The following is a 12,468-nucleotide window of genomic DNA, read 5'->3' on the forward strand; positions in this document are numbered from 1 at the left end:
TGCTGAACTCTGCTGAACTCTGCTGAACCGCCCCGCCGAACGGCGTTGACGCCCATGGTCCCCTTCGCGAGTGCGAAGGGGGCCATGGGCCGTCAGGGCGCGCGCTCGGGCGCGGTCGACGCCGTCCTCCGGCGGGCTCGCTCGCCTGAGCGAAAGGCTCACCCTTCGGGGTGCATCCCGCGCCGTTGGCGCCCCAACGCGGCGCGCCCGCGCCCACGATGGGCGGCGTCAGCGTCAACGACCGGAGGAGAGCGGGAGGTTGGCCGTGCGGGTCATGACCGAGGAAGTGGCGCGCCGCGCGCCCGGCGCGTCGGGGAGCCGCGCGCCGGCGCACCGGGTCGTCGCCGCGCGCCTGCTGCGCGAGCTGCCGCCGGCGGCCCTCCGCGAGGTGGCCGGCGTCACCGACTGGGCAGGGCCCGTCGACCTGCCGCTGGTCGACGAGCGCACCGTGCAGGCCGGTTGCGGCATCGCGCACGTCCACGGGCGCGCCGCCGGCGCCCCGCGCCCCCTCGCGGTGGAGTACGCCGCCACGGTCGCCGGCGTGCTCACCGCCCAGGGCGTCTGCGCCGCGCTGCTCGCCCGCCGGCGCGGCCTGGCGCTGCGCCGGGTCACCACCTCCGTCGCCCAGGCCGCGCTGCTCTCCCTCACCCAGTACCTGGCGGCGGCCACCGCCCCCGACGGACGGGCCGAGGAACACCCGCCGGGCAGCGCGACGTTGGTCTCGGCGGACGGTGTGCCCGTGGAGATCGAGACGCTGGCCCCGGACGCGTGGCGCGCGTTCTGGCGCCGGCTCGGGGTGCCGGCCGCCCTCGCCGGGCGCGGCTGGGCCCCGTTCCAACGCCGGTTCGCCACCGGCGTCTGCCCGCTCCCCGAGCCCCTGCGGTCCGCCGCCCGGGCCGTGCCGCTGGCCGGCCTCGCCGAGGCCGCCGCGCTCGCCGGGCTCAGCCTGGTCGCGCTGGCCGACGACCCCGACCCCGCCGGCCTGCCCGCTCCGCTGCGCCTCCGCCGCGCGCCGGCGCACGGCGCCGCGCCCCTGCCGCCGGCCGGCGGCCCGCTGCCGCTGGCCGGGCTGCGGGTGGTCGAGGCGACCAACCGGGTCCAGGGCCCCCTCGCCGGCCATGTGCTGCGGCTGCTCGGCGCGGAGGTGCTGCGGATCGAGCCGCCGGGCGGCGACCCGATGCGCGGCCTGCCGCCGCTCTCCGGCGACTGCTCCGCGCGCTTCGCCGCGCTCAACGCAGGCAAGTCCGCCGTCGAGGCCGACCTCAGCACCGAGGCCGGCCGCCGCACCGCCACCGAACTCGCCGCCGGCGCCGACGTGTTCCTCCACAACTGGCCGCCCGGCCGGGCCGAACGCCTCGGCCTCGACGCCCCCGACCTGTGGCGTGCACGGCCCGAGCTGGTCTACGCGGCGGCCTCCGGCTTCGGCGACGCCTTCGGCCACGACAGCCCGCCCATCGGCACCGACTACCTCGCCCAGGCGCACGCCGGCCTCGCCGCCGCGCTGCGGCCGGCCGACGAGCCGCCGACGCCCTCGCTGATGACGCTCACCGACGTGCTCGGCGGCGTGCTCAGCGCGCACGGCGTCGTGGCCGCGCTGCTGCGCCGGGCGACCACGGGGCGCGGCGCCCGCGTCGACTCGTCGCTGCTGTCGGCGGCGGCCCTCGTCCCGCGCCCCGCAGGCCGCGCCGTCTGGACCCCGCTGGACCTGCCGCTGCGCACCGCCGACGGCTGGCTGGCGCTGCCGGCTCGGGCCGCCGCCGACCGCCTGCCCGAACTGGCCCGGATCAGCGGCGCGTTGACGCACTCGGCCGGCACGGTCGCGGCGCGCTTCGCGGCCCGGCCGAGCGAGGCGTGGCGCGCCGCCCTCGCCGAGGCCGGTATCCCGGCCGTGCCGGTGGCCACCGACCTGGCCGCCCTGCCCGGCCACCCCGCGTTCCACGCCGCCCTCGCCCCCGCCCCACCCGGCGGCCACGCCCGCCCCCGCACCCCCTGGACCTTCTCGTGACGTCAGCGACCCCGGCGACCCCGGCGAAGCCGGCGAAGCCGACGAAGCCGGGGACCGGAGCGGCCACGGTGACCGCTGCGAACGGAGCGAGCCCGGCGATCGGGGCGATCGGGGCGGCCTCGGTGACCGCTGCGACCACGGCGAGCGCGGCGCCTCCGGTGACCCGGGCGGCATCGACGGCCGGAACGACGATGGCGGGCTCGGTGACCGGAGCGGCATCGGCGAGCGGAACGACCACGGAGGAAACCCCGCCGACCACGGGGAGCCCGACCACTACCAGGGACGCGGCGGCCACAGGGACCACCGGGAAAGCCCCGGCAACCCCCGGGGACCCGGCGACCACGGGGAGGACCCCGGCGCCTCCGGCGACCGGAGCAGCCTCGCCGACCGCAGCGACCACGGGGGACCCGGCTGCTTCAGAGAACCCGGCGACCACGAGGAAAACCCTGAGGACCGTGGCGACTCCCGCAACCGCAGCGCCTCCGGCGCCTCCGGCAACCGCCGCGCCCCCGTTGACCGTTGCCCCCGTGTCCCCGGCTACCGTCGCGTTCCCGGTGACCGCAGCGACCACGGGGAGAACGCCAGCGACCCCAGCGACTATTGCGACCACGGCGGACCTGGCGACCCCGGCAGCCCTTGCGCCCTCGGCCACTCCCGCCGCCCCCGGGCCCTTGGCAACCGCCGCCTCTCCGCTCGCCGCCCCGCCGGCGGCCTCCGTCCCCGTGCCCCCGCCGGCCGCCGCCGCCCTCGCGCCCTCGGCACACGCCGCCTCCGGCGCGGCGGCACCCTCCGCCGCCTCCGGCGCGCCGCCGGCCGCCACCCCGACGCCCCCGGCGGCGGCCGCCACCCCGACGCCGGCCGGCGCCCGCGCCGGCGGCCGCGCTCGGCCCTGGGCCAGCCGGGCCGGGCTGGCCATCCCCGACCTCGTGCCGGCCGTCGAGCGCCGCGCCTGGGTCGCCCGGGGGCTCTGCCCGGACCGCGACCTCCACGCGCTGTTCCGGGAACGGGTCGCCGCCCACCCCCGGCGCCAGGCCGTCGTCGAGGCCGACGACCCGCCGGGCGGCGGCTGGGACTACGCGACGCTCGACGCCGAAGTCCGGCGGATCGCCGCCCTGTTCGCCGAGGCGGGCCTCGGCGCCGGCGACGTGGTCGCCCTCAGGATGCCCAACGGCCGCCGGGCCGTGGCCGCCGAACTCGCCGTCTACGCCATCGGCGCGGTCGCCCTGCCCTACCCGCCGGGCGGCGGACGCCGCGACACCCTGGCTCTGCTGGGCCGGTCCCGCGCCCGGGGCGCGGTCTTCGCCGAGGAGACCGACCTGGCGCTCGCCGGTCAACTGCCGCAGCTGCGCGCGGTGTTCACCACCGAGGCGGCGCGCGCCGACCCGGCCGGGGGAGTGCGTTGGCTGGACGCGCCGGCGCGCACGCCCTGGGTGCCCGCCCGCGTGGACCCGGCGGCGCCGGCGCGCCTGATGGTCTCCTCCGGCTCGGAGGCCGAGCCCAAGATGGTCGCCTACAGCCACCACGCCATGGGCGGCGGCCGGGTCAACTATCTGCGCGCCCTCACCCCGGGCGACGCGCCCCGGCGCCATCTGGTGCTGGTGCCGTTCGGCTCCTCGTTCGGCTCCTGCGGGGTGCTCACCGTGGCGGCCCTCGGCGGCACGCTGCTGCTCCAGCCGGCGTTCGACCCGGCCGGCGCGCTGCGTGCCCTCGCCACCCACCGGCCCACCCACCTGTTCGGCGTTCCCACCATGCTCCGCCGGATCGCCGAGGCCGCGCCGGAACGCACGCCGGAACCCGAACCCGAACCCGAACCCGAACCCGCGCCCGGCGCCGAGGAGCCGTCCCCGCTGGCCGCCGTCGTCTCCAGCGGCGCCGAACTGCCGCCCACCACCGCGCGGTTGGCCGCGCGACGGCTCGGGGCGCCGGTGATCACCGTCTATGGCTCGTCGGACGGCGTCAACTGCCACACCCGCGTCGCGCCCGACGCGCCGGCCGGGCTGGTCGGCGTCCCCGACCCGGCCGTGGTCTCGCTCCGCGTCGTCGGCCCCGACCAACGGCCGCTGCCGCCCGGCGAGTCGGGCGAGATCCAGGCCAAGGGGCCGATGACGCCGCTGTGTTATGTCGGCGACCCCGCACTCGACGAGGCCCACCGCACCCCCGACGGCTGGGTGCGCACCGGGGACCTGGGCCGGCTGGACGCCGAGGGCCGGCTGTTCCTGCTGGGCCGGCTGCGGAACGTCGTCATCAGGGGCGGCCTCAACATCAGCCCGGCCGAGGTCGAACGCGCCCTCGCCGCGCACCCGGCCGTCGCCGAGGCCGCCTGCGTCCCGGTGCCCGACCCCGAGCTGGGCGAACGCCTCTGCGCCTGCGTGCGCGCCGCGCCCGGCGCCGAGCCGCCCTCGCTGGCCGCGCTCAACGCGTTCCTGCTCACCGACGTCGGGCTGGAGAAGCGCAAACTGCCCGAGTTTCTTCTGGAGTTGGCGGACATGCCCCGGGGCCCGACCGGAAAGGTGTGCCGGCGCACCCTCACCCGCAGGGCCGCCGCCCGCCACGGCCGCCGTTGAACGGACCGCGCGGCCGCCGTTGCACCAGGCGCCGGGCCGGACCAGGGCCCGGCGCCCTGGACCGGGGCGCGTCGGTGATCTATCGTCAGCCGCCCGCACCGCACCGCCCGCCCCTCGCCCCCCTTCCGCACGCCTCCTTCCCACGCGCCCGCGCGTGCCCGCACGCCGGCGCGCGTGACGGCCGAGCGCGGGGGCGTGCGCGGGCGCGTCAGAAAGGGAACGACGTGGATCACGCCCCTCGCCGTCTCAGCCGCCGCGATGTCATGGCCCTGGCCGCTCTCGGAATCGCCACCCCCGCCGCCCTCGCGGCCACCGGCCCCGCCTCAGCCGCGACCCGCACCGCCGCCCCGGCCGCACACGACCCGCTCGCCGCGCACCACCCGCTCGCCGCGCAGGACCCGCGCTCCGTGGACGACCCCGCCGGCGACGCCACCCCGTTCCACCGCGCGTTCCCCCTCTTCCGCAGCGCCAACATGACCTCCCCCGACCGGCTGCCCTCCGGCGTCGGCTTCCACTCCTTCCGCATCCCCGCCGTGGTCACCACCGCCACCGGCCGCATCCTCGCCTTCGCCGAGGGCCGCCGGCACAACAACCGCGACTACGGCGACATCAACCTCGTCGCCAAGCGCACCAGGACCACCACCGACCACGGCGCCGAGCCGGCCGACTGGGAGCCGCTGCGCGAGATCGTCGGCGCCGGCAACGGCACCTGGGGCAACCCGACCCCGGTGGTCGACGGGACCACCGTGCACCTCTTCCTCTCCTGGAACGCCGGCGACCGCAGTCAGAACGGCGACGACCCGCTGCCCGACGGCTCCCGCACCGACAAGGTCGACGCGACCGAGGAGGGCCGGCGCCGCCTCTACCTCACCAGCAGCACCGACGACGGCGCCACCTGGTCCACGCCGCGCGACCTGACCGCCGAGCTGACGCCCGACGGCTGGGCCTGGGACGCGGTCGGCCCAGGCAACGGCATCCGGCTGCGCTCCGGCGAGTTGGTGGTCCCGGCGCTTGGCCGGAACATCGTCGGGCGCGGCAGCCCCGGCGCCCGCACCTGGTCGGTCCAACTCCTCGAAGGCGCCGCCGAGGAGGGCACCGTCGTCCAGACGCCCGACGGCCGACTCTGCCGCAACGACCGCCCGTTGGACGACCGGGCCCGCTGGGTGGCGCGCGGCACCCTCGACGGGTTCGGCCCGTTCGCCGTCGACCCGGGGCTGCCCGACCCGCGCTGCCAGGGCTCGGTGCTCGCCTACAACGTCGACGCCCCGGCCCGCACGCTCTTCCTCAACTCGGCCTCGGAGACCTCGCGTCGGGAGATGCGGGTGCGGATCAGCTACGACGCCGACGCCCGCACCTTCACGGCGGGCCGCGCGCTGAGCGCGGCGCCGGTCTCCGGCGTCGGCTACGAGGGCGGCTACTCCAGCATGACCAAGACCGCCGACTACCGCGTCGGCGCCCTGGTGGAGACGGACTTCTTCAACGACGGCACCGGCGGCGGCTCCTACCGCGCGCTGGTCTGGCGCCGCTTCAACCTCTCCTGGATTCTCAACGGCTGACCGCCGCCGCCGGATCTCTCAACGGCTGACCGCCGCCGCCGGATCTCTCAACGGCTGACCGCCGCCGCCCGGAGGGCCGAACGGCCCCCCGAACCGGGCCGGTCGGCGCACCCGAGGTGCCCGACCGGCCCACGCCCCGCGCCCCCTCGCCGGCCGACGCTGGAGTCACCACCCGCCCAGCGAGGGAGAGTTCCATGTTCCGCTCCATCACCGTCGGCCTCGACGGGTCCGCCGAGAGCCTGGCCGCCGCCGACTGGGCGGCTGGGGAGGCCCGGCGCCGCCGGCTCCCGCTGCGGCTGCTCGCCGCCTGGACCGCCGACGCCCACGACCTGACGCCGTATGTCGACGCGGCCGCCCGCCGCGAGCGGTGCGACGCGATGCTCCGGGCCACCGCCGAGCGGCTGGCCCGCGCCCACCCCGAGCTTGAGGTCGTCGGCCGGCGACAGACCGGGGTGCCGTCCGTGGTGCTGCGCGCCGCGGTGGCCGAGGGCGCGCTGCTGGTGGTCGGCTCGCGTGGACTCGGCGCGGTGCGCGGGGTGTTGCTCGGCTCGGTCTCCCAGGCGACCGTGGCGGGCGCGCCGGGGCCGGTCACCGTGGTGCGCGGCGAGCCGGAGGATGTCCCGGCCGGCCCCGTGGTGTTGGGCCTCGACCTGACCCAACCCGCCGACGAGCTGCTGGAGTTCGCCTTCGACGCCGCCGCAACCCACGGCGCCGGGCTGCGGGTGGTGCACGTCTGGAACCCGACGCCGACCGTGGCGCCGGTCGCGGTGGGCGTGCCGGGCCCGGTCGGGCCCACCACCGAGGAGCTGGCCGGCGAGCTGCGGGAGACGCTGGCCGCGACGCTGCGGCCCTGGCAGGCCAAGTACCCCGAGGTCACGGTCCGCGCCGAGCTGCCCTTCGGACGCGCCACCCGCGTCCTGCGCGAAGCGGCGGACGGCGCACGGCTGGTGGTGGTCGGCCGGCGCGACCGCTCCGTTCCCCTCGGGCCACGGCTGGGCCGGGTGACCCACTCCCTGCTGCACCACTGCCCCGTCCCGCTCACGGTGGTCCCGCACCGGTGAACGGCGGGCCGCCGCCGCGCACGACCGGTCCGGCCGCCGTCTCCGAACGGCCGGCCCGGGGCCGCGGCCCCCGCCGTCCCCCGGCCCCGCCCATGGCATAGCCTCGGTCGCCACGCCGGACGCCGCACGTGGGAGGCCGCTCATGGGGACCGAGGACCCGTTCTGGACGGACGCGGACCGCCATCTGGTCCGCTACGGCGCAGCGTTCACGCCGCGCGTCATCGAACGGGCCGGGGGCTGTTACGTGTACGACAGCGAGGGCCGGGCGATCCTCGACTTCACCTCGGGCCAGATGAGCGCGGTGCTCGGGCACTCCCACCCGGACGTGGTGCGCGCGGTCTCCGCCTCGGTCGCCTCGCTGGACCACCTCTACAGCGGGATGCTGAGCCGCCCCGTCGTCGACCTGGCCCGCCGGCTGGCCGGGACGCTGCCCCAACCCCTGTCCAGGACACTGCTGTTGACGACGGGCGCCGAGTCCAACGAGGCGGCCATCAAGATGGCCAAGCTCTACACCGGCGGCTACGAGATCGTCTCCTTCGACCGCTCCTGGCACGGCATGACCTCGGGCGCCGCCGCCGCGACCTACTCCGCCGGGCGCCGGGGCTACGGCCCGACCGTGCCGGGCAACCTGACGCTGCCGACGCCCAACGCCTACCGTTCCCCGTTCCGCCACGCCGACGGCTCGCACGACTGGGAGACGGAGCTGGCCTACGGGTTCGCCGCCGTCGACGCCCAGTCCACGGGCGCGCTGGCCGCCTGCCTCGTCGAGCCGATCCTCTCCTCGGGCGGCATCGTGGAGCTGCCGCCCGGCTATCTCGCGCGGCTGCGGGAGCTGTGCGACGAGCGCGACATGCTGCTGATCCTCGACGAGGCGCAGACCGGGCTCGGCCGGACCGGCCAGCTCTACGCCTTCGAACGCGACGGGGTGGCGCCCGACATCCTGACGCTCTCCAAGACGCTGGGCGCCGGGCTGCCGGTCGCGGCCGTGGTGACCAGCCCCGCGATCGAGGAGGTCTGCCACGAGCGGGGCTTCCTCTTCTTCACCACGCATGTCTCCGACCCGCTCGCCGCGACGGTCGCGCTGACCGTGCTCGACGTGGTGGAACGCGACGGTCTCGTCGAACGGGCCGCGCGGCTCGGCGGGTTGCTGCGCGACCGGCTGCTGGGGCTGCGCGACGCCTTCGAGGTGGTGGGCGACGTGCGCGGGCGCGGGCTGCTCCAGGGCATCGAGCTGGTCACCGACAAGGAGAGCAGGGCCCCGGCCGACGCGCTGGGCCAGGCGGTCACGGCGGCCTGCCTGGAGCGGGGGCTGCACCTCAACATCGTCCAACTCCCCGGCATGGGCGGCATCTTCCGCATCGCCCCGCCGCTGACCGCGACCGAGGCCGAGCTGCACACGGGCGTCGACATCCTCGCCGACGCCCTGCGCGCGACCCTCGCCGCCGGGGCCTGACCGGGCGCGCGAGCCCGGCCGCTTCGGCGCCCCTCCGTCCCGCTTCGGCGAACTCTCCGTCCGCCCCGTCGGCAACCTTCCGTCCCCCTGCGGCGACCGAGGGGCATGAGGAGCTTGCGTGGAGCGAAGAGCGGGTGGCGTCCTGGATGGCCGGCGGGTGTCGGCGTGGCGGTGGCCGCGCTGCTGCTGCCGACGGCGGGCGCGGGGACGACGGCGGCGGCCGAGGCCGCGCCGCTGGCCGCGTTGATCGTGGTGGCGCCCGACGGGGACGACGGGGGCGCGGGCACGGTGGCGGACCCGCTGGCCACCGTGCAGGCCGCCGTCGACCGGGCCGGTCCCGGCGACACCGTCCAGGTGCGCGGCGGCACCTACACCCTGAGCGAGAACATCACCATCGCCACCTCGGGCGAGCCGGGCAGCCCGATCACGCTGAGCGCCTACCCCGGCGAGCGGCCGGTGATCGACGGGGACGAACTGCCCGCCAGCCACACGCCGGTGGGCGGCAGCATCCCCCGCGAGGAGCGCGGCGCGATCCACATGGAGGCCGCGCACTGGGTGATCGAGAACCTGGAGATCATCCGTGGTCCGTACGGGATCTACTGCGACGGCTGCGACGACAACGTGTTTCGGAACCTGACCACCCGCGACAACTACGAGACCGGTTTCCAGCTTCAGGGCGTCTCAAGCCGCAACCTGATCGAGAACCTGGACTCCTTCGGCAACCACGACCCGCGCAAGAACGGCGAGAGCGCCGACGGCCTCGGCATCAAGGAGGGCGCCGGCGAGGGGAACCGGGTGGTCGGCGCGCGGCTGTGGCACAACGCGGACGACGGCTTCGACGCCTGGGAGTTCCTCTCCCCGGTCGCGCTGGAGTCCACCGTGGCCTGGGGCAACGGGTTCAACCGCTGGGACTTCCCCGACTTCGAGGGCGACGGCAACGGCTTCAAGATGGGCGGCGGGGACGAGGACCTGCCGGCCGACCACGCGCTGAGCAACTGCCTGGCGTTCGGGAACGCGGTGGACGGCGTCACCGACAACGGCAACCCCGGCGCGCTGACCGTCACCCGCACCAGCACCTACGCCAACGGCGGGACCGGCTTCGACCTGGCCGACTCGCGGACGGCCCTGACGGCCAACCTCTCCGTGCTGGACGCGGCGGCCGTCGAGCCGGGCGGCGGCACCTCCGAGGGCAACTCCTGGGACCTGGGCGGCGACTGGGGCGAGGACTCGGTGCTCAGCGTGGACGCCTCGACGATCACCGGGCCCCGGGGCCCGGACGGCGCGATCCCGTCCTCCGACTTCCTGGTGCCGGCCGACGGGAGCGCGATCGGCGCCAGGTTCTGACCCCGGCCCCGGTGTCGGGCGGGGTCACCGCCGCGCGGGCCGGGGGTCACGACCCGGCCCGCGCGGCGTTCCGTCAGGAGACGGCCCTGGCCACCGCGATGGAGCCGTCGAGCCGTTCGCCCGCCTCATAGACCATGTACGACACGCCCCGGTCGGTGCCGAACGAGGGCGCCGCCGACCGCCCGTTGTCCGGCGCGCCGCTCAACGGCCGGTGAAACACGCCGAGATGGTCCCGCCGGGAGAAGTCGTTGCCGACCTCGGTGATCAGGATGTTGCCGCCGCTGGCCCGGTCGGTGTGGTAGACGACGTAGGCGCTGCCGTTCCTCGTCAGCAGGTGGGGGCCGCTGAGGTCGTTGACGCCGACGTCCGCGTGCCGCACCAGCGGCTCCTGGGAGAACGTCCAGGTGCGGGCGTCGGCGGACCAACCCCAGCCGATGGCACGGTGGTTGCTGGCGTTGTTGATCATGAAGAGCATGACGTACCGGGCGCCCCGGGCCGGCAGGTCGTGGCGGAAGACGCGGGCGTAGGACGCCTCGTTGCTGCCGGCGGGCAGCATCGAGGTGTGCAGGACCACGCCGTCGTAGGTGAAGTGGATGCCGTCGGTGGAGCGGGCCAGCCGGGTCGTGCGGTTGTCGCCGTGGAAGTAGAGCCACAGCTCCCGCTCATCCTCGTTCCACAGCACGTGCGGCGACGAGACGTGCGGGACCGCGTAGTGGTCGCCCCACACGTTGCTGACCAGCGGGTTGCCCGGGTACTCGGTGAACGGGCCGGCCAGCGCGTCGCCGTAGGCGAGGCAGATCCCGCCCGGGTCGTCGTGCGGCGCGTAGTAGAGGTAGTAGCGGCCGAGCGGCGAGCTGAGCCGGTCGTAGACGCCACGGACACACGGGAAGATGATCTCGTCGGTCGGGTTGTAGGAGAGGTCGGACGGGCGCAGCAGGGTGGCGACGTACCGGTAGTCGGGGAAGCCGCCGGGCGCGGCCGAGGCGGTGCCTGCGCCCAGCGCGGCGGCGGCGCCGCCCACGCCGAGCAGGGTGCCGGCGGCGGCCGCGCCGCGCAGCAGCGTGCGACGGTCCAGGGCGTGGTCCAGGGGCGGGCCCTGGGGGTGGTCGAGGGGCATGACACGTTCTCCGTTCGTCGTTGACCGGATGGTGGGGGTGCGAACGTGCGGACGGGCTGGTGAGGGGTCTGGTCAGAGGTGGAGCGAGGCCGTGACGATCAGGCCGCCGACGGCCACGCACCAGACGTAGGGCAGGGTGCGCAGCATCACCTGCTGCGGGCTGACGCCCGAGTACTGCGCGCTCCACACGGTCTGGGTGCTGGTCGGGTCGGCGACGCCGAAGACCTGGTTGTAGGAGGTGGTCAGGCCCAGCACCGCGACGGCCGGGTAGATGCCGGCGGCGATCAGCACGCCGGCGATGCCGGCGCCCAGGCCGTAGACGTTCAACGGGCCCCGGTAGAGGCACAGCGGCACCAGCGCGCCGAAGACCAGCACGAACAGCACCGGGTTCTGCGGGCTGACGTTCCGCACCAGGGGCTCCAACGCCTCGACGGAGCCGGGAAGTTGGACGGCGGCCAGCAGGATGCCGATGGCGACGAAGAGCACGATCGGCGCCGCCGCCACGTCGAACGAGGCGTAGAGGGTGCGCAGCAGCCGCCGGTTCATGTCGCGCGGCCTGGTCGTGGTGACCAGCGCGAAGAGGACGCCCGCCAACAGCGAGGGAATGATGGCGAGTTCGAGCCCCAGCGCCAGCACCAGCGGCACCACCGGGGTGAACAGCGCGTACCAGGGGGCGTCGCCCAGCCGCTCCCGGCGCGAGGGGCGGCGCTCGGCCGAGGCGTCCACGGACCGCAGCGACCAGGCGTGCTCCACGCCCCGCCGGCGCGTTTCGACCAGCACGAAGAGCACGGCGAAGAAGGCCGCGAACGGGAACAGCTTGATCATGAAGCCGCGCACCGTCTCCACCGGCAGGTCCAGCGCGGTGGAGAAGAACTGCCAGACCGGCAGCTCGAACGGCAGCCCGGCGGCCAGTCCCATCAGGATGGTGCCGGCGGCCGTCACCTTGGGCACGCCCACCGCGATCATCGCGGGGATGCCGATGATGCCGGCCAGCATCGCGGCCGGCGCCGAGCCCGTGACCGTGCCGACCAGCCCGGAGACGGCCAGCACGCCGAGGGCCACCACGGTGGGCCGGTCGCCGCCGAACTCCACGATCTTGCGGACCAGCGTGCCGGCGATGCCGGTCTCGTCCAACAGCCTGCCCAGCCACGAGCCGAGCAGGATCGCGATCATCGTCGCGGCCAGCCCGCCCGCGCCCTGCTGGAGCACCGTGTCCAGCACGCTCTCCTCGCCGGTCAGCGGCGCGCCCGTCACCAGGGCGATGGAGACACCGAGCAGCACCAGCGCGAAGGCGGTGGGCAGTTTGCCGGAGAGCATCAGCACGACGCCCACCAGCATGATCAACAGAATGACGACACCCATGACGTC

The 12,468-nt window shown here is 76.1% G+C and carries 8 protein-coding genes; 6 read left to right on the top strand and 2 right to left on the bottom strand.

Features of this window, described 5'->3' with window-relative positions; genetic code table 11:
• Positions 1 to 274 precede the first annotated feature (274 nt).
• From FH609_RS15620 to FH609_RS15645, 6 genes are all read left to right on the top strand, one after another.
• On the top strand, positions 275 to 2,005 hold the full coding sequence (locus FH609_RS15620) for a CoA transferase (RefSeq protein ID WP_139667897.1): 1,731 nt from the start codon (positions 275 to 277) through the stop codon (positions 2,003 to 2,005).
• 671 nt (positions 2,006 to 2,676) lie between these two features.
• Complete coding sequence (locus FH609_RS15625; RefSeq protein WP_226961698.1) at positions 2,677 to 4,569, top strand: class I adenylate-forming enzyme family protein; 1,893 nt, start codon at positions 2,677 to 2,679, stop codon at positions 4,567 to 4,569.
• A 224-nt stretch (positions 4,570 to 4,793) separates the two neighbouring features.
• Positions 4,794 to 6,125 carry an exo-alpha-sialidase gene (locus FH609_RS15630; protein WP_139667899.1) on the top strand — a complete coding sequence of 444 codons (1,332 nt, stop codon included), beginning with the start codon at positions 4,794 to 4,796 and terminating at the stop codon, positions 6,123 to 6,125.
• Between the two features lie 194 nt (positions 6,126 to 6,319).
• A complete protein-coding gene (locus FH609_RS15635; protein WP_139667900.1) occupies positions 6,320 to 7,186 on the top strand; it encodes a universal stress protein in 867 nt (288 codons plus the stop codon).
• Between the two features lie 142 nt (positions 7,187 to 7,328).
• Positions 7,329 to 8,639: an aspartate aminotransferase family protein gene (locus FH609_RS15640; protein ID WP_139667902.1), complete on the top strand. Its 1,311-nt coding sequence runs from the start codon at positions 7,329 to 7,331 to the stop codon at positions 8,637 to 8,639.
• A 165-nt stretch (positions 8,640 to 8,804) separates the two neighbouring features.
• Positions 8,805 to 9,983: a right-handed parallel beta-helix repeat-containing protein gene (locus FH609_RS15645; protein ID WP_226961699.1), complete on the top strand. Its 1,179-nt coding sequence runs from the start codon at positions 8,805 to 8,807 to the stop codon at positions 9,981 to 9,983.
• Between the two features lie 73 nt (positions 9,984 to 10,056).
• On the opposite strand, the gene FH609_RS15650 is transcribed toward FH609_RS15645, so the two are convergent.
• Together FH609_RS15650 and FH609_RS15655 are read right to left on the bottom strand one after the other, a co-directional pair.
• On the bottom strand, positions 10,057 to 11,100 hold the full coding sequence (locus FH609_RS15650) for a hypothetical protein (protein ID WP_139667906.1): 1,044 nt from the start codon (positions 11,098 to 11,100) through the stop codon (positions 10,057 to 10,059).
• Positions 11,101 to 11,172: 72 nt separating this feature from the next.
• On the bottom strand, positions 11,173 to 12,462 hold the full coding sequence (locus FH609_RS15655; protein ID WP_139667908.1) for a TRAP transporter large permease subunit: 1,290 nt from the start codon (positions 12,460 to 12,462) through the stop codon (positions 11,173 to 11,175).
• Positions 12,463 to 12,468 lie beyond the last annotated feature (6 nt).

It is taken from the genome of Streptomyces sp. 3MP-14, assembly GCF_006334905.2.
GTDB classification, from domain to species: Bacteria; Actinomycetota; Actinomycetes; order Streptomycetales; family Streptomycetaceae; genus Streptomyces; species Streptomyces triticirhizae.